This window comes from Candidatus Omnitrophota bacterium (assembly GCA_028716165.1).
GTDB lineage: Bacteria > Omnitrophota > Gorgyraeia > JABMRG01 > JABMRG01 > JAQUQI01.
This window is the reverse complement of sequence record JAQUQI010000001.1, coordinates 36,073-53,947: the sequence shown is the minus strand read 5'-3', so window position 1 is coordinate 53,947 and position 17,875 is coordinate 36,073. Positions and strand designations below refer to the sequence as shown.

16 protein-coding genes are annotated in these 17,875 nt (G+C 42.2%); all 16 read left to right on the top strand.

What is annotated here, in order from left to right:
* Window positions 1–5 precede the first annotated feature (5 nt).
* The 16 genes from PHV77_00245 to PHV77_00170 all read left to right on the top strand — a co-directional run bounded on the left by PHV77_00245 (window position 6) and on the right by PHV77_00170 (window position 17,870).
* Complete coding sequence (locus tag PHV77_00245) at window positions 6–1,871, top strand: hypothetical protein (GenBank protein ID MDD5503730.1); 1,866 nt, start codon at window positions 6–8, stop codon at window positions 1,869–1,871.
* Window positions 1,834–2,670, top strand: coding sequence for a CDP-alcohol phosphatidyltransferase family protein (locus PHV77_00240; protein ID MDD5503729.1), 837 nt, complete (start codon window positions 1,834–1,836; stop codon window positions 2,668–2,670). The genes PHV77_00245 and PHV77_00240 overlap by 38 nt, the downstream gene beginning before the upstream one ends.
* Entirely contained in the window at window positions 2,667–3,716 is a 1,050-nt protein-coding gene (locus PHV77_00235) for a class I SAM-dependent methyltransferase (protein ID MDD5503728.1), read from the top strand. Before PHV77_00240 ends, PHV77_00235 begins: the two co-directional genes overlap by 4 nt.
* A complete protein-coding gene (locus PHV77_00230; GenBank protein ID MDD5503727.1) occupies window positions 3,713–4,453 on the top strand; it encodes a hypothetical protein in 741 nt (246 codons plus the stop codon). Before PHV77_00235 ends, PHV77_00230 begins: the two co-directional genes overlap by 4 nt.
* A 15-nt stretch (window positions 4,454–4,468) precedes the next feature.
* Window positions 4,469–5,353, top strand: a complete 885-nt coding sequence (gene rfbD / locus PHV77_00225) for a dTDP-4-dehydrorhamnose reductase (protein ID MDD5503726.1) — start codon at window positions 4,469–4,471, stop codon at window positions 5,351–5,353.
* A complete protein-coding gene (locus PHV77_00220) occupies window positions 5,350–6,276 on the top strand; it encodes a glycosyltransferase family A protein (protein MDD5503725.1) in 927 nt (308 codons plus the stop codon). The genes rfbD and PHV77_00220 overlap by 4 nt, the downstream gene beginning before the upstream one ends.
* A complete protein-coding gene (locus PHV77_00215) occupies window positions 6,273–7,745 on the top strand; it encodes a radical SAM protein (protein ID MDD5503724.1) in 1,473 nt (490 codons plus the stop codon). The genes PHV77_00220 and PHV77_00215 overlap by 4 nt, the downstream gene beginning before the upstream one ends.
* Before the next feature lie 14 nt (window positions 7,746–7,759).
* On the top strand, window positions 7,760–9,106 hold the full coding sequence (locus PHV77_00210) for a radical SAM protein (protein ID MDD5503723.1): 1,347 nt from the start codon (window positions 7,760–7,762) through the stop codon (window positions 9,104–9,106).
* Window positions 9,107–9,136: 30 nt separating this feature from the next.
* Complete coding sequence (locus tag PHV77_00205; GenBank protein MDD5503722.1) at window positions 9,137–10,036, top strand: radical SAM protein; 900 nt, start codon at window positions 9,137–9,139, stop codon at window positions 10,034–10,036.
* Window positions 10,037–10,045: 9 nt separating this feature from the next.
* The gene (locus PHV77_00200) at window positions 10,046–10,660 is read left to right on the top strand and encodes a radical SAM protein (protein MDD5503721.1); all 615 of its coding nucleotides are present in this window, start codon (window positions 10,046–10,048) and stop codon (window positions 10,658–10,660) included.
* A 33-nt stretch (window positions 10,661–10,693) separates the two neighbouring features.
* Entirely contained in the window at window positions 10,694–11,854 is a 1,161-nt protein-coding gene (locus tag PHV77_00195) for a DegT/DnrJ/EryC1/StrS family aminotransferase (GenBank protein ID MDD5503720.1), read from the top strand.
* A complete protein-coding gene (locus PHV77_00190) occupies window positions 11,829–12,686 on the top strand; it encodes an NAD-dependent epimerase/dehydratase family protein (protein ID MDD5503719.1) in 858 nt (285 codons plus the stop codon). Before PHV77_00195 ends, PHV77_00190 begins: the two co-directional genes overlap by 26 nt.
* Window positions 12,683–13,822, top strand: coding sequence for a glycosyltransferase family 4 protein (locus tag PHV77_00185; GenBank protein ID MDD5503718.1), 1,140 nt, complete (start codon window positions 12,683–12,685; stop codon window positions 13,820–13,822). Before PHV77_00190 ends, PHV77_00185 begins: the two co-directional genes overlap by 4 nt.
* A 4-nt stretch (window positions 13,823–13,826) precedes the next feature.
* Window positions 13,827–15,551: an asparagine synthase (glutamine-hydrolyzing) gene (gene asnB, locus PHV77_00180; GenBank protein ID MDD5503717.1), complete on the top strand. Its 1,725-nt coding sequence runs from the start codon at window positions 13,827–13,829 to the stop codon at window positions 15,549–15,551.
* 170 nt (window positions 15,552–15,721) lie between these two features.
* Window positions 15,722–16,468 carry a WecB/TagA/CpsF family glycosyltransferase gene (locus PHV77_00175; GenBank protein MDD5503716.1) on the top strand — a complete coding sequence of 249 codons (747 nt, stop codon included), beginning with the start codon at window positions 15,722–15,724 and terminating at the stop codon, window positions 16,466–16,468.
* Entirely contained in the window at window positions 16,461–17,870 is a 1,410-nt protein-coding gene (locus tag PHV77_00170; GenBank protein MDD5503715.1) for a sugar transferase, read from the top strand. Before PHV77_00175 ends, PHV77_00170 begins: the two co-directional genes overlap by 8 nt.
* Window positions 17,871–17,875: the final 5 nt, after the last annotated feature.

The window sequence follows — 17,875 nt, the reverse complement described above, 5'->3', positions numbered from 1 at the left end:
CCATTATGGGGCCCAAAAAAAAAGACGCGTTAATACTCATAGATAAAGCCGGCCTGAAACCGGCGCTAAAGTTTTTGCCTTGGGATATCGGCAAGGTAGCCATGACAGTTGATGCCATGCACGCTTTCAGGCAAAATGGCATGGATTACAGGGTATTTGACGATTTTTTTGATATTGGAAGTTTTCGTCAAGGCAATACGGCCATGATGCGCCAGGCAGGGGAGCTTTTGCGTCTGCTTGACAGGCAAAACGAGAAGGCATTAGAATATGAGCGTGCCTTTAGCGGCAATATACTGTATTTTATGACGTTTTTTACAAACCTCTATTATGTTTATAATGTATGCCAGGGCCTAAGGAAGGATTACAACAGGCTGTATTTAGCAGGCAGTTCGTATTATGATAAAGTTTTTGACATCAATATGGACATGTCGCTTAACGGCCTGGCATTTCATAGTTTTAACGCGGGCCTGGCCAATAAAGTTTCCATGGTTAGGAGCCTGCTTATGCCGCAGTGTTATTGGCATAACGCCCGTGATTACCAGGGCATAAACCTGCCTTATTATTTGCATAAGGCCTCGCGGGCGGCAAGAAAAGCGGGTAATTGCGTGTTTTTTTTAGGGCGCCGGGGCATTAAATTGAATTTCCAGGGTTGCATATATATTATGCAGGCAGGTTATGAAACAGGTTATATCAAGGATCGTATGCCCGGATATGATTATATAAGGCCGCTTGATGATATAAAATCTGCCCCAGGATTTTTGAAGGCTACTGCCTTTGAAATGGGCCAGGATTCTCTAAAGGCCGTGCAGGAATTTTGCGATAAATGGTTTGACGGTTTCATGCCGGATATAAAAAGGCTCTTTGATTCATATTGCCGCCAGGTGGCATGTTATATCGCGTCTTTTTTTAATCACGCGCAAAAGCGGTTTGACGCTGACAAGCCTTCAGCATTGTTTTTTGCGGCAGGAGCCTGCCGGATAAGCGAGGACATTTACGCCTATATAGCCAATAAAAGGAAAATCCCCCTTTATTATTTCCAGCACGGCGGGACCACGATGTTTTATAAACACCCTTATCAGGAATACGTTGAGCAGAACCCTGTTATAGATAAGACGAATATGTATCATAGCGCGGTTGAATTGGATTTTTTCAACAAAGGCAATGCCGGGCCTTCTTACGCGCCCGGTTCCGACAGGCTCTATGATTTTTATCATGCGCGCCAAAATGAGCGAAAGCGGCGAAATAAAAAGATATTGTATTGCTCATCGGTTTTCAATTCTTATAATTACAGGGACATGATGACAAATTCGGCTGAAAGAGATTTATTCCAGATTAATAACGATATAATTGACTGCGTAAAAAGCCTCGGACTTTCTATGAGTGTTAAGGCACACCCGAGCGATGAGCGGTTTAATTATGGGTATTTCAGGCATATGGTTAATGATAAAAAAGCGGACAGGGTGGATGTCATGCGCCGCATTCCGGCCGAAGCTGTTATTGACAGATACGGGCTTCTAATCCTTGATTATATCGGAACAGCGCTTGTGCCTGTGTCTTTAACGCTTGATATGCCTGTAATAATATACCTCAAAGACAAATCCCTGTTAAGAAGTTCGTCGGAAAAAGACCTTTGCTCCAGATTTTACGTCGTATCCTGCCGGCAAGAGCTTGAGGATTGCCTTACCCTGTATAAAAAAGACGCTCTTGAATCCAGGTTTTCTAAGGGTTTAATGGAAAAATACGCTTTCAGGATTGATTCTCCCCGGCCTTCTGATCTGATCGCGGAGATCATCAAAAATGATATTACCATCTTTAATAAGAAAGGGTTTTTTAATGAAAACGATATCCGAGCTCAAAAAAGAGCAGTATGAACAGCATTACTTAGGCCCGGGGTGTTTTAAGGGCTGGAAAACGCCCTATTCCTGTTTTAAGGCGAAATTTTATATGCAGACAAGCGCCTGGCTGGTATATGCCCTGCAAGGAACAGCCGTGACACCGAACGCGCTTACAGTGTTATATTGCCTGCTGGGCCTGGCAGGCGGGATATTTCTTGGAATGGCTACAAAGATTGGCGTATTGTCGGCTGTGTTTATATTTTTTACAAAAGGCATATTAGACTGGAGTGACGGCCATTTGGCAAGAGTGACAAACAGGCAATCATGCCAGGGGGCCATGCTTGACGGATACGGGGCTGTGATGGGTGCCATGGGTCTTCAGATAGGCCTGGGTTTTTACGCGGCGCAAAAGTCCTCGTGCGCGGTATATTATTATCTGATACCTTTATTACCGCTTTTTTTCCTGGGTAAATTCCATAACTATGCTCTGGCCGAACTTTTTAAATCATGCCTGAATAAAAAGGCCCTGGCCAAATACGCGCTCCGGGACAGCGAAAGGCCCGCCGGACGGACGGAAAAAACCGGCATATTGAGCCCGAGGCTTGATAAGGCGCGGGAGTTTATTAATAATTTTCTGGATAACAGGGCTAGGACGGTGGATTTTATATGCCTGCTTCTTGTCATAGAAGTATTTACTCCGGTATTTATCACATGGGTTGTGTTTTTGGCATTTGTAGCCAAAGAGTTTTTGTTGTTTTGCGCGTCTTTTTATGTTGTCTCAAAGTCCGGCTGGATTGACAGCCAGCTCGCGTTAAAGGCTAAAGACCTGTTATGATAGACGTAAAACGAGTTATAAAAAATATAAAGGAATATAAAGACGGCATCTATTATGGGCCGGGCTCGGGCTATTGGTCTAACCTGGATAAATCAAAAAACAGGGATTATTTAAAAGATCTCAATGCCTTGGGCTCGGAGAAGACGGTTAGAAAGTATTTCCCGGAGCATGAGGATGCCATATTTCCCTTAAAAAGAGCAGGCGGTATGGCAACATTGGATATTTGTGAATCTGATACGATTCTTGATGCCGGATGCATGTGGGGGGCATTATCAGTGCCTCTTGCCAGGGCTAAGGCTGATGTTATAGCTGTTGACCAAACCGAGGAAAGCTTAAGATTATTGAAGCAGAGAAAGCTTGAAGAGCGCCTGGAGAATATGCACCTGGTCAGGGCCAACTTAAAAGAGATAAATTTCCACGATGGCATTTTTTCCAAAGTTATTGTAAACGGTGTTTTAGAGTGGCTGCCTGAACAAGGGGACATAGAAGTAAATAATTTTATAAAAGGCAGCAGGCAGTTGTTTACAAATGTAAAAAAAATATTCAGCAAAGACACAAAAGAAAGGCCCATAGATGAACAGAGGCGTTTTTTGAAGAAGTTACACGCTTCGTTAAATGAAGAAGGGTGCCTCTATCTGGCTATAGAAAACCGTTACAATATATTTTATTTTCTTGGCTTGCGGGAAGAGCACTGCGGGATAAGGTTCATATCATTGCTCCCGAGATTTGTTCAAGACAGGCTTTCTATTTTGCTTAAAGGCAGAAGGTTTAGGACCTGGACACATTCTAAAAAAGAGCTAAAAGAGCTATTGTATTCAGCAGGGTTTTCGCGTGTTGAGATGTTTTATGCTTTTCCTGATTACAAGGAGCCGGATTTTATATTAAGCGAAAAAAGGGGTATGGATTTTTTCAGGTATAATAAATCAATAGGCAAAAAGCCTGTTTATAAAAAGGTTATATTGAGATTGATTGAAGAGATAATTTTCAGGAGGCTGCGATGCGCGTTTTTTGCCCCGAGCTTCATCGCGCACGCGTATAAAAAATGATAAATATTATAAGAAATTGCAGCCACAATGGTGATGTATGCACAGGTATTAAGACAGATGATAATGGCCTGCCTGTGCTCATAGTCCGGACAACATTTTCGGCAAAGGGTGTCATGGCCTTATCCAGAGAATTGCAGGGCATATCAAAATACTCCGAGCGCCTTAACACTGGACGTGAAAAGAATATAATAAATTTTAAATTACTGGATTCTTACGGGAAGATGGAGCTAAAGTATCACAATGGCATGCCGGGCGATTATATGGCGCAATTAGATAAGAATTATCAGAAACTATCAGATCTTATATCCTATTACAGGAGAGTGTTCTGTGATAACAAAGAGCTGATATCCCATGGCGATTTTTCAATAAGCAATGTTTTGTTTGAAGGTTCATCGGTTAAATGGATAATGGATTGGGAAAATGCGAATGATATAATGCCCCGCGAGTATGACCTTATTTATTGTATTACTGAAAACGTGCTTTGCAGCCTGGCCAAAAGGGGTTTTTTGTCTAAGGCTGAAATTTCTGTTTATCATAGCTTATTCTTCAAGATAGAGAAAGAAGTCGGCGCGGCTTGCGGGATTAAAAAGGCCCCGGGAAGATGGTGTCTGGATATGGCGCTGGACTATGTTAGAAAAACAGGCGTGGATTATAAGAGGTGCCCTTTTATAGCATACAGTCACGACCCCGGTACTAAATGTATTATTGAAAAATTAGACGCGTTATTAAAAAGTTAAAACAGGAGACAGGCGATGAAAATCCTAATTACAGGTTCAGCCGGCATGCTTTCCGCGGATGTTATCCCGGCGCTTATTAAGCAGGGGCATGAGTTGATACAAACAGATATCAACCAAAGGCTTCCTGTGATAAGAAAATTGGATATAACAGACTCTAAGGAAGTATTCAAGCAGATCGGTAAGCATAAGCCTGATTATGTGTTTCATTTTGCGGCGGAGACAAATGTGGATTTGTGCGAAGAAAAACCGGACCATGCCTTCTATGCCAACACTTTCGGAACAGAGAATATCGCCTTAGCCTGCCAGAGGTATAATGTAAAACTGCTTTACGTGAGCACGGCAGGCGTGTTTTATGGTGATAAAGAAGGCCCTTATACTGAATTTGATACGCCAAACCCTATAAATGTATATGGTAAGAGTAAGCTGGAGGGTGAATATATAGTAAAAGATCTGTTGAACGAGTATTTTATTATACGGGCCGGATGGATGGTCGGCGGGTGGGAGATAGACAAAAAATTTGTTTACAAAATCGTAAAACAGCTTAAGGAAGGCAAAAAGCAGTTAACTGTTGTAAACGACAAGTTTGGCACCCCTACATTTACAAAATATTTTGCGTTAAACTTTATGAATATTATAAACACGCAGCGTTATGGCACGTATCACCTGGCGTGCAAAGGCGAATGCTCTCGCTATGATATGGCGGTTAAGATAGTCGAATTTATGGGGCTCAAGGATAGTGTCAGTATCCAGCCTGTGGGTTCAGACAAATATCCTTTGCCTGCACCAAGGGCTAGGTCTGAGATAATGCGTAATTTTAAAATGGATATGCTGAATATAAATAATATGCCTGATTGGCAGTATTGCCTGAAAGAGTATATAGAAACGAATAAGAATAAATGAAATTTTCCATAATCATACCATTATATAATGGCAGCAGATTTATAGAAGCTACGCTAGACAGTGTTCTGGCGCAGACATATAAGGATTATGAGATTATACTAGTGAATGATGGTTCGCCTGATAATGTAGAAGAGATTGTGCAAAGGTATATTTCTAAGCATAGTGGTACTTGTTTTATATACAGAAAACAGGAAAACAAGGGTTTAGGTGCAGCAAGAAATGCTGGAATACGCGAAGCAACAGGGGATATTATAGCAATACTTGATCAAGATGACATATGGTATCAAGACAAGCTCGCGAAAGTGGCCGAAATTTATAAAAGCAATCCGGAAATAAATGTCATATGCCATAGCCAGAATGTTCGTAGTAATGGTAACATAACGCGTGTTTTCAGGCCCGAACCTATTAAAGGCGATGTTTACAGGCAGATGCTATTTGATAATAAGTTTGCTGATAATATATTTTCAACATCAGCAGTTACATTTTCAAGAGTAGTTGAAGGCGCGACTGAGTTTTTTTCTGAAGACAGAACTAATATGCATTTTGTCGAGGACTATGATCTATTGCTTAGAATGGCAAAGGCAGGGCGCAAGTTTTATTCTTCAAACCTTGTCCTAGGGGAATGCTCGAAACATGATTCAAATTTCTCTAAAGAGTTAGATACTATGTTAAAGGGTGAACTTTGCGTTCTTAAGGAACACTATAAACGCTATGCAGATTTAAACAAAATACACTTAATGGCCTGGTATTTGATGCGCAGAAGACGGGCGCTTGTTTATTTCAGGGCATCAAAGGAATATTTTAGGTCTAAACGCGCTGGTAACGGCATTAAATATCTCATGCTGGCTTTTTGCGCGGACCCAATTTTTCTGTCATATTATTTTCAAAAGGCATGGTATGCTGTCAGGAATAATAAAGAATGAAAATACTATTTGTCTATCCAGGATATATAGTAAGAGAGGTGCCGCTTAATGTCATGTACGTCAGCGCCGCGTGCAGGGAAGCGGGCCATACTACCAGGCTGTTTCACTTCAGCCCGTATAAGAAAATATCATGGCATAAAAATATATCGCAACGTGTAGAAGAGGGGTTCTTAAAATATATAGAAGACTTTAGCCCTGATATTGTCGCATTTTCAGTTATGGTGCAGGATTATGCTCTGACAAAGAGGCTGTCGTGGATTGCTAAAAATTTATTTAAAATACCGGTTATCTGGGGAGGTATCCAGCCTATACTGGAGCCTGAGAAAAGTATAGCAGAAAAAGAGGTAGATTATATATGTACAGGTGAAGGGGAGCATGTCTTTGTAGAATTCCTAAAACGCCTTGGAAACAGGGAAGATACTACAAAAACAGAAGGAATCTGGGCAAAAGACAGCCAGGGGCGCATTTATCGTAATGGCTGTCCTGAGTTAATCGATAATCTAGACCAGCTACCGTTTCCAGACAGGGACTTGTTTGAGCCGGAATATTACCGCGCAGAACTTACAGGGGCGAATATTCTTACCGCAAGAGGCTGCCCTTTCTTATGCAGTTTTTGTCAAAACAAGGCTCTTATGGAGCATTATAAGGGTAAAGGCAGGTTTGTGCGTCATAGAAGCCTTGACAATGTGTTTAAGGAGATGGAGTATGTTATAGAGAAATACCAGGCCCCTTCTTTTTATCTTTCAGATGAAATGTTTACACTTGATAAACAGCGCGCTATAGAATTCTGCCAAGAGTATAAGAAGCGTATTAATAAGCCTTTTATGGTTCAGACAAGAGCAGATTATATGGATAAAAAAATGGCCAGAGAATTAGCCGATGCAGGCTGTTTCATGGTAAATATGGCTATTGAAAGCGGAAATGAGTATATACGCAATAAAGTACTCAAGAAAAACATATCAACGGCAAAGATAATAGAAGCTTACAGGTCAGTTGCTGAAAATGGTATGATGACAGCCAGTTTCAATATGATAGGCCTGCCAAAAGAAACCCATAAGCAGGTATGGGAAACTATTGATATTAATCGTAAGTTAAGGCCGGACCGCATTATGTGCTCTATCTTTATGCCTTTACCCGGCACGGAGCTTGGAGAACAATGCAGAGCAGAGGGCCTTATAGCAGGCAATGTTACTGAGACTACCAATTATTATTCCCAGGTTGTGGTTGATAATAAAAATATTTCAGGGCGCACACTTGTTGGTTATCAGGGATTTTTTGACTGGTTTGTGCTTTTGCCAAAAGGGCTATATTGGTTTGTGCATATGCTGCGGTTAATATACCAAATGCTTGTTTCGCCGGCCATACCTGATAATTTAATAAGCAGAAACATAAGAGAGATAATTATTGAACAAGTCTACCAGATGAAGAAATACTTGCCGCACAAGAACCTTCATCTTAAATCAAGATAATATTGAGGAGCCTGATGTCCAGGATACTTTTAATCGCGCCGCCATTTTACAGATTAATGGGAAGCCATTATAACGGCCTTGATCTCGGGCTTTCCTATATAGCGTCGTTTTTAAAAAAGAACGGCCATGAAGCCGTCATATATAACGCGGATTTTTATAACGATTCACATTACCTGGACCAGAGAAAGCTTTTTGCCAATTTTGACCATTATAAGGCGACTCTTAATGATAGTAATCATCCTATATGGCGTGAGGTCGCTTCCGCGATAAAGTCTGTTGATCCCGATATTGTGGGGATACAGGTTTATACGGGCACGTATAAGAACGCCCAAAATGTCGCTTCTATCGCCAAGGCTTTTAATCCGAAGATCAAGGTTATCGCCGGAGGCACACACCCATCGCTTGACCCTGAAGGGACTATGAGTTGCAATGCCTATGATTATGTGTGCAGGGGGGAAGGCGAATATACCATGCTTGAGATACTTGAGGGCCGGGATCTGTCACAAATAAAAGGTCTGACCTATCGCGATAAAAGCAAACGCATTATAAACAATGAAGAACGGCTGTTTATAGAAGATCTTGACGCTTTGCCTTTTCCCGAAAGAAAAGGTTTCTTAGTAGGCGATGGGTATATTGACACGGGAGCTGTTATAACTTCGCGCGGATGCCCTTTCAGGTGCGCGTATTGCGCTTCTCCGAAGATATGGAAGAGAAAGGTCCGGTATAGAAGTATCGGCAATGTGCTTGACGAATTGGAGTATATGGTAAAGGAACATAATGTGTCACTGATCCGTTTTCAGGACGATACCTTTACCCTGAACAAGGCCCGTTCTTGCGCCATTCTGGAAGGCATGATGTCCAGAAGGCTCAATGCCCAATGGGTGTGCGATACCCGCGTGGACAGGCTTGACAAAGAAATGCTTTCCGTTATGAAAAAGTCCGGCTGTGCCAGGCTCAAGATAGGCGTTGAGAGCGGGAGCGATCAGATACTGAAAAGGATAAAAAAGGGAATTACTATAGAGCAGATAAAGCGAGCGGTCTCTCTTATAAAAAACGAGGGCATATCCCTGACAGCGTATTTTATGATAGGTTTTCCCGGCGAAACGGATGAGGACGTCAAAAAGACGATAAGATTAGCTGAAGAAATCAATGCCGATTACAATAGCTTAAGCGTGGTAGCGCCGTATTATGGGACGCAGATATACCATGACCTGGCCGCGTCGGGGCATGATTTCAGCAAGGCGCACTGGGAATATTTTTATCATCAGAGCAAGGAGATGATAATAAATTCCAATCTATCAAAACATTTAGTAGATGAGTTCTTTAATATTAATGAAAAATGTAAGGGTAAAAGGATATAAGTAAAACAAAAGACGAAAATCTGGCTAAAAATGAATAAACGTAAAATTTTATTAATTACGCCTAATCTAAAAGGCATGAAGGGTGGGGTAAACAGGATACAGCCTAGTCTTGGTGTTGGATACCTTGCCGCTGTTTTAGAGCAAAAGGGATATGAAGTACATGTTCGTGACACGGCATTAGAAGGATATGGCAGACAGGTCCCGCTGGTCGGTACTAATATGGTTGAAATTGGAGAGCCTGAAGAATCTGTTGCTAGTTATATTTCCAACTTAAAACCTGATTTGGTCGGGATTTCCGTTCTTTTTTCAAATCTATCAGAACACGCGCACACAGTTGCAAGGATTGTCAAAGGAATAAATCCAAATATTAGGGTTGTGCTGGGAGGAAATCATATTACTAATGCAGTTCGAGATTATGGGTTTGCTACGGCATGCAGCCAAGCAGAGAATATACCCCATGATTTGAACGATAAAAACATTGACTATGCAATGATAGGAGAATCAGATTTCCAGTTTGCTAAACTGGCAAAGGCTTTATTGAATAATCAAGACCCCGCAGATATGGAGGGATTAGTTTTTCGAAACAAGCAAGGGATTGTTATAAATAAACCTACAGCAAAAAATAAGGTTGATATACGGCAGCTGCCGCATCCGGCAAGGCATTTAATGAACATGGAAGGATATTTTAGAATTGGCTTATTCCATTCATCTCAGGCATATTCCAAGAGAGTGCTCAATGTCATGACGTCACGGGGCTGTCCTGAAAGGTGTTCTTTCTGCACAACCCCCGCGATGTGGGGAAATAATATTCGTTGGCGCGATCCTGAGGATGTTTGTTCTGAAATAAAAAATGGTATCAAGCAGTATGGCATAGGAGAGGTGCAGTTTGAAGACGATTCATTGACAGCAAACATACAGCATTTAATGTAGTTGTGTGATTTGATAGGGCCATTAAAAATACCATGGTGTACGCCCAATGGGATAAAGATTAACTATCATTTAGCTAGGCAGCTTGATATGTTTTTGAAAATGAAGGAGGCGGGATGCTATCAGGTTACCCTTGGATGCGAAAGTGGCGTGCAAAGAGTCCTAGATGATATTATTAGAAAAAATTTGAAGCTTGAACAAATAAAGCCTGCGATAAAAAATGCTAAAGAGGCAGGTCTTATTGTCCATACATTTTGGATTGTTGGATACCCTGGCGAAACGAGGAAAGAGATGGAAGATACAATCAAGTTTGCTGCACAATCAGGAGCTGATAGTTTTTCTGTAGCTATCTTGGCACCCCTTCCTGGTACGCCAATTTACAGAAAGGTTATGAAAGAAAATCTTTGGTGGAATCCTGATAGAAAAACAGATGATATGATTTATCGAAATTCTCTTATTAAGGTTGATGGATTTGCTGATCAGAAAGAATTTGAAACATGGGTCGAAAAACAGAATTTTTACCTTAATAGTCTTTTGGAAAAGAATGATCCAGATAGAGCAGATGTTGTAAGCAGAGGGCGTAAAGTGGTTAGCGGGCAAAGATTTTTAAAAACAAAACAAACATAAGGCCTGCGGAGAGCAAAACATAAGGACGTGAACATGAAAATGAATATTCCTATATTGAGAGTTCCGTATGATGAAAGTGATATCAGGTTTATAAAAGACGGAATAGAAAAGGTCCTGCGAAGCGGTCATCTTACCATGAATGGCAGAGTCGCTGAATTTGAAGAGCTGTTTGCAAGGTTTTGTAATACCAAATATGCTGTTGCTACCAACTCCGGCACCAGCTCTATTGAAATAGCTTTACGGGCCATAGGGGTTGAAGGTTCAAGCGTCATAGTGCCTTCCAATACTTATATGGCGACCCCTATCGCTGTTGTCAAGGCAGGGGCAAAGGTGATATTTGCCGAGTGTCAGAAAGAAAATTTTCAGATAGACCCCGATGATATTGAAAGAAAGATAACTCCGCGCGTCAAGGCTGTGATAGTTGTCCATATCGGAGGCATTATTTCGCCTCATTTTGACAGGATAAAGCGTATATGCCAAGAGAATAATATCTTTTTGATAGAAGATGCCGCGCACGCGCATGGGGCTGTTTTTAAAAACAAGATGGCAGGTTCTCTCGCCCTGGCGGGTTCTTTTTCGTTTTATCCTACCAAGGTTTTTACCACTGCCGAAGGCGGCATGCTTACCACGGATAATGAACAGATATACCGTAAGGCCATTGTCCTTAGAGAGCACGGCAAGGCAGATCATAAACAAAATGTTCACGTGGAGTTTGGAGATAATTGGCGTTTCAGCGAAATACACGCGGTGCTTGGCATAAGGCAGATGGCCAAATCTGAATGGATATTGAAACAAAGGCGCAATATAGCACGTTTTTATGATCAAAACCTGGCGGGATTAAACGGCATAAGCCTTGTCAAGATACCGGATGAGGTTATCTCGGCCTATTATAAATATATGGTCTATATTGACGAGGCAATAGACCGCGGCAGGCTTAAGCAGTTATTAAAAGACAGATATGATATATGCCTTCCGGGAGAAGTGTATTCGCATCCCTGCCACAGCCAGCCGGTATTTGGCAAATACCCTGAAAAAATGGATAATAAAAAAAGTGACAGTTTTCCTGTCACGGATTATGTATGCGCGCGTCACATATGCCTTCCTTTGTATCCCGGGCTTACGCTGCGCGAACTGGAATATATAGTAGCGTCTTTAAAGGAGGCTGTATATGAATGTTCTCGTAACAGGGGGTAGCGGTTTTATAGGCAGTCATATAGCCGGCGCGCTGATTCAGGCAGGACATAAGGTTCGGATTTTTGACATTAAAAATCCGTATCAAGACAGGGCGGAATTTGTAAAAGGCGATTTGCGCTCCAGGCATGATATAGCCGGAGCGGTTAAGGGCCAGGACATTGTTTATCATATAGGCGCTTTCTCAAATATTGACTTTGTTAAGGATAATCCGATTGAAACCATAGAATCCAATATAATGGGCACGGCGTATCTTCTGGAAGAGTGCAGGAATTCCGGTGTCAGGCGTTTTTTATTTGCCAGCAGTATATATATCTGCGGCGGACAGGGCCACATATATACCACGACTAAACTTGCCTCTGAAATGCTGTGTAAAAATTATCACCTTCTTTATGGCCTTGATTACACCATATTACGCTTTGCCACCGCTTACGGGCCGGGAAGCAGGGGAGAAGACGTCGTTTCCATATTTGTCAAAAAGGCTTTAAATAATGACGATATAATAATACACGGTTCAGGCCGGCAAAAGAGGAATTTTACCTATGCCGAAGACATAGCAAGAGGCTGTGCCGCGGCCTTATGCTCTGCCGCCGCGAACAAGACCTTTGTGCTGTCAAGCAGTGAAGCTGTTTCAATAAAAGATCTCGCTTTTTTAGTTAAGGACGTATTATCATCCGATTCCACCATAAAAATTGACGGATCGAAACAAAGGCCTGATGATTATACTGGAAATATAGAAGGCCTTGAAGATGCCGTCAAGCAATTATCGTGGAGCGCGGACACGCGGTTGCGCGAAGGGATAATGAAATACAGAAATTGGAGCGTTAATAGATGAGAGTATGCTTTGTATCAAGCGTTTTGACGATACATGATTATAAGATACTGCGTGAAATGACAAATAGGTTTTCACAGGCATATCTGGTCACCTATTTGGACGGTGACCTGCCGCAGAATATAATGTCTCTTAAGGACAAGGGCCTTAATATAATACACCGCAGGCCCAGATATTTTCACAGTATTCAGAAATTTTTATTTTTTGCCAAAACCCGGGATTTCAAAAATATTATCAGGCAAATAAAGCCGGATATTATTCATAGCGGGTTTATCTGGAAAGACGGTTTTTTAGCCGCTCTTTCAGGCTTTCATCCGCATCTGATCATGCCCTGGGGCTGTGATGTTTTGCGGCACCCAGACATGTTCTGGATATGCCGGCAGGTGGTCCGGTATTCATTAAGGCAGGCCGATGCCGTTATCTGCGACTGCCAGGCGGTAAAAACCAAAGTAAAGTCGCTGGCCGGACGCCAAGACCGTCATTTTATCTTTTTTCGTTACGGACTTGACCCTAAGGTTTTTAACAAGGACAACAGGTCTTCTGGTTTCAGGAAAAAGCTCGGCCTTGAAGGGAAAAAGGTTTTGATATCAACCAGAAATTTATATTATGTTTATAATATAGATCTTATAATAAAGGCTTTTCCCGATATACTTAAGCATGAACCGCTTGCCAGAGTGATAATAACCGGTTCCGGGCCCGAAGAGAGCAGGTTAAAGAGCCTGGTCCGCGATATGGGGCTTGAGGGTTTTATATTTTTTACAGGCCCTATTCCCAATCATGAAATGCCAAGCTATTTAAATGATGCCGATATCTATATCTCAACATCATTAAGTGACGGGACCTCGCAGTCTTTGTTTGAGGCTTTTTCCTGCGGCATGCCGGTAATTGTCACGGATGTGCCGGCAAACATGGAATGGGTCAAGGACGGAATAAACGGGCTTATTTCGCCTATAAAAGATGAACACGCATTCGCTTGTAATGTGGTAAGGCTGTTTGGGGACGAGGCTTTAAGAAAAAAAATGAGCGCGGTTAATCTTGATATAGCGCGGAATGAAGCTGACTGGAATAAAAATTTTGATAAACTGCAAAAGGCATATGAATATTTTGCCGGTATTGTCCCTTCCCCTGCTATGAGGTGATATTATGTGCGGTATATTCGGGGCTATTACAGAAAAAGGCCTTCACAGTGTTGATATGGATAACGCGCAAGCCTCTTTGCGGCACAGAGGCCCTGATGGCTGCGGCCGCAGAAGATTTAATGCCGCATGCGGCAATGTCCTTGACCTTGTTCATTTAAGGCTTGCAATAATTGACCTATCCGCCCGCTCTGCCCAGCCGATGAGTTATGACAATGACAACCTTCATATCGTATATAACGGAGAGATATATAATCACGTAGAACTGCGGCAGGAATTGACCGGCGACGGATTTGAATTTAAGACGCGCAGTGACACAGAGGTAATATTAGCCTCTTATAAAAGGTGGGGCCGGGAATGCGTTGAACACTTTAACGGCGACTGGGCGTTTTGTATTTTTGATAAATCCAATAACAGGATTTTTCTTTCAAGGGACAGGCTTGGTGTCAAGCCTTTGTATTATTGCCGTAACGGACAGGGATTTTTTTTCGCCTCTGAAATAAAAACTTTATTTAAAATACCATCGGTATCCAGGCAATGGGACAACTCTGTTACGGGCGTATTCATGCTTTTCGGTGTTTCCGATTTTTCAAAACAGACCATGTATAAAGGCATTTATCAGCTGGAGCCTGCCAACAGCATGTTATTGGATATGACGTCTCTAAAGCCGCAGATCCACAGGTATTGGGACCCTGGCTTTAATAGAAGCAAAGAGCCTCTTGAGGCCTCAAAGGTATCCGAATATGCCCGAAACACAGGTGAGATATTGCGTGACAGCGTAAGATTAAGGCTTCGTTCGGATGTGCCTGTAGGCACCTGTCTTTCGGGCGGCATAGACAGCTCGGCAATAACGGGTATTATCAGCGCGCTTATAAAAGCCCATTGCAGGGAGTCTGATATTTTAAAAGGCAGGCAGATGACGTTTACAGCCGCTTACAAGGACGGCGGTGATATAGATGAAACGAAGTGGGCTGATACGATGATAAGGCATGCCAATGCTTGCGGCGAATATGTGTATCCTTGCAAAGACGGTTTATCGCGGGATCTGGAGCTTTTTTTATCAACCCACGATGAATTGTCTTTTTCCACGTCGTCTTATGCTCAATTCTCTATCATGAGGCGGGCCGCCCGCGATGTCAAGGTTGTCTTAGACGGCCAGGGAGCCGATGAGCTATTCGCCGGATACGGTTCTTACAGAAAGAATTTGTTAAAAATGATATTATCAGCCGCCCCCGGCGTTTTCTTGCGCGCGGCCTGGCGCGGTAAGATAAGGACAATAGAGTCTATGTTAGGGTCCCGTTTTGACCTGAATTTCGCTTTAAATGTTATAAGGGAAAAATACAGCCTTTGCTTAGGCGAGTCATTATACAATGACACGACGAGGTTTAATCTGCAGCAGCTTTTAAGGTATGAGGATAGAAATTCCATGCGTTTTGGAATTGAATCAAGAGCCCCGTTTACCGATTACAGGCTTGTTGAATATGCCCTTAATATGCCGCCGGCTTATAAAATACACAATGGATGGACTAAATATATACTAAGGATGTCTTTGAAAGCCCATGTGCCGGAGCAAATAATATGGCGCAGAGATAAGATAGGTTTTCAAACGCCCGAAAAAGACTGGCTGCCGGGCATAAGCGGCTTCAATGATTTTGTCCAAAAATATAAAGTCCGTTATAACGGTGATTATTTCTGGTGGAGAGCATTCAATCTTTTTAAGCTGAAAGATTGATACCTGATAATACCGGCCGCTTACCGCATGGCGTTTGATATATGTCAGGCTGGATGGTTTTGTTATTGCTATAATTTATTTTATTATGATATACTACACTAACACTAATTGTTTATAATCGTATTTTATAATAATGGAAACCATTATTTAAAATTCCGGCAGGCCTATTTATGCGAAAATATATTTTTCATATCCCTGTTGATTGTTATGGCCTTGGCGAAATAAGGGATATGGTCATTAGCGGGAAGAAAAGGGTTTTTAATATATTCCTTAATATCAGAAAGATTAATCTGCTATATGGCAATAAAGATTTTTCAACTATCCTTTCGGATGATGAGTGCGTGTTTTCCATTGACGGCAAGTGGGTAGAATGGCTTGCCAGGATTTGCGGCATACGGACAGGCAGATGTTTCGGCGGCCTGCATGTCATAGATAGTTTTTTCTCCGCTTCGCGGGATAAAAAGCTTGGCATATACCTTCTCGGCGCTCAAGAAGCGGCTCTTAAAGGCGCTGTTTCTGTTTTGACACAAAGATTTCCCGCTTCCTTTATAGCCGGAAGCCATAATGGTTTTTTTAAAGATAAATCTTTGATAATAGAGGATATAAGAAAAAGCGGCGCCGAGGTATTATTTATTGCTCTTCCCTCGCCCCAAAAGGAGCTTTTGGGATATGAGATATATAAAAAAGTGCCCGGACTGCGCTACGCGGCAGGCGTGGGCGGAGCTTTCAATATCTTATCCGGAAAGACGACGCGCGCCCCTTTACTGATGCAGACTGCGGGGCTTGAGTGGTTTTATAGGTGCCTGCAGGAACCGGCGGCGATGTTTAAGAGATATTATCAGGACGGTATCGGTTTTTTAAAAATAGCGCTCAAGGAAATGTCCGGTTTTACCAACAGGAGGCGCGGGCATGCTTAAGATAAATAAAAAAATATACCCGTTTTATATTTTTTTAGACCTTGTGGCGATGTCTTTTGTGTATTACACGGTTTATGTTATTAGGTGTAATTTTGGCCACGATATCTCTTACGGCCTTAATCTGCCTTTTCTGCAGGAGCATACCTTTGTTTTTATCCTATGGAGTATACTGGTTGTATTTCTTTTTAAAAAGAATAATCTTTATGTTACCGACAGGTCGCTGTCCATCCCGAAGGAGATGTATAGGGTATTTGTTAATGTCTTGTTCTCCAGCGTACTGATGGGGTGTATTATATTTTTTGCCAAATATAATTTTTTCACGCGCACGGTCTTTTTTGTAAGCTCGGCGCTTTTTTCCATCGCGCTGGGCGGCTGGAGGCTTGTCAAAAAACTTATTCTTAGGCATTTGATAATTAAGGGTTTCCATAATGTCAATGTCCTGATTGTCGGCGCCGGAAGGATAGGCTCGGCCATCCTTAATGAGATAAAAAAAAGCCCCTATCTTGGTTTCAATGTAGTAGGTTTCCTGGATGATAATAAGCCCGGCCCCATAGAAGGTATGGGTGTTCTGGGCCCTATATCGGCATTTGAAGCTGTTGCCAAAAAGTATTTTGTTGAAGATGCCATTGTCACTATACCTTCCGAAAGAAAAGTGGTGTCTAACCTTATAAGGCAGGCCAAGGACATAAGCATGGGCATAAGGATAGTGCCGGAAAACTTTGAAGAGCCCCTGCCGGTCCTGGGTATTGGCTATCTCGGGCTTATACCGCTTATTACCTACAGGCAAAGGAGGCATCACCCGGCCGAATTTGCCTTCAAGCGGCTGTTTGACTTTACCGCGGCGCTGTTTCTTTCTTTAGCGCTTATACCCGTATTTTTTATAATAGCGGTTTTTATCAAGATAAATTCCAAAGGCCCTGTTTTTTATATAGACAGAAGGATAGGGCTTAAAAATACCCCGTTTAATCTGTATAAATTCCGTTCCATGATCCTCAACGCTGCCGGCATGAAAACAGGCCTTTTGCCAAAGAATGAAGTCAAAGACGGTGTAATATTTAAGATGTCGCAAGACCCAAGGGTAACACGTATCGGCAAGTTTTTACGCAGGTTTAGCCTTGATGAACTTCCCCAGCTTTTTAATGTTATAAAAGGGGATATGGCGCTTGTAGGCCCCAGGCCTCCTTTGCCCGAAGAGGTAGAAAAATATACGGTTGAGAATATGCGCAGGCTTTCCATAAGGCCGGGCATCACAGGGCTTTCGCAGATAAAGGCCAGGGACCAGTTTAGCTTTGCCAGGTGGGTGAGATTTGATATTTGGTATATGAACCACTGGTCTTTCGGGCTTGATATGAATATAATATGGTGGACATTCCTTACGATCCTGCGCGGTAAAGGGGTTTAAAATTT

Coding starts and splice junctions, on each gene's coding strand:
- PHV77_00215 (MDD5503724.1), top strand. CDS start 6,273: ATGAAAATACTATTTGTCTATCCAGGATATATAGTAAGAGAGGTGCCG.
- asnB (MDD5503717.1), top strand. CDS start 13,827: ATGTGCGGTATATTCGGGGCTATTACAGAAAAAGGCCTTCACAGTGTT.
- PHV77_00210 (MDD5503723.1), top strand. CDS start 7,760: ATGTCCAGGATACTTTTAATCGCGCCGCCATTTTACAGATTAATGGGA.
- PHV77_00205 (MDD5503722.1), top strand. CDS start 9,137: ATGAATAAACGTAAAATTTTATTAATTACGCCTAATCTAAAAGGCATG.
- PHV77_00235 (MDD5503728.1), top strand. CDS start 2,667: ATGATAGACGTAAAACGAGTTATAAAAAATATAAAGGAATATAAAGAC.
- PHV77_00245 (MDD5503730.1), top strand. CDS start 6: ATGGGGCCCAAAAAAAAAGACGCGTTAATACTCATAGATAAAGCCGGC.
- PHV77_00230 (MDD5503727.1), top strand. CDS start 3,713: ATGATAAATATTATAAGAAATTGCAGCCACAATGGTGATGTATGCACA.
- PHV77_00175 (MDD5503716.1), top strand. CDS start 15,722: ATGCGAAAATATATTTTTCATATCCCTGTTGATTGTTATGGCCTTGGC.
- PHV77_00195 (MDD5503720.1), top strand. CDS start 10,694: ATGAAAATGAATATTCCTATATTGAGAGTTCCGTATGATGAAAGTGAT.
- rfbD (MDD5503726.1), top strand. CDS start 4,469: ATGAAAATCCTAATTACAGGTTCAGCCGGCATGCTTTCCGCGGATGTT.
- PHV77_00190 (MDD5503719.1), top strand. CDS start 11,829: ATGAATGTTCTCGTAACAGGGGGTAGCGGTTTTATAGGCAGTCATATA.
- PHV77_00220 (MDD5503725.1), top strand. CDS start 5,350: ATGAAATTTTCCATAATCATACCATTATATAATGGCAGCAGATTTATA.
- PHV77_00185 (MDD5503718.1), top strand. CDS start 12,683: ATGAGAGTATGCTTTGTATCAAGCGTTTTGACGATACATGATTATAAG.
- PHV77_00170 (MDD5503715.1), top strand. CDS start 16,461: ATGCTTAAGATAAATAAAAAAATATACCCGTTTTATATTTTTTTAGAC.
- PHV77_00240 (MDD5503729.1), top strand. CDS start 1,834: ATGAAAACGATATCCGAGCTCAAAAAAGAGCAGTATGAACAGCATTAC.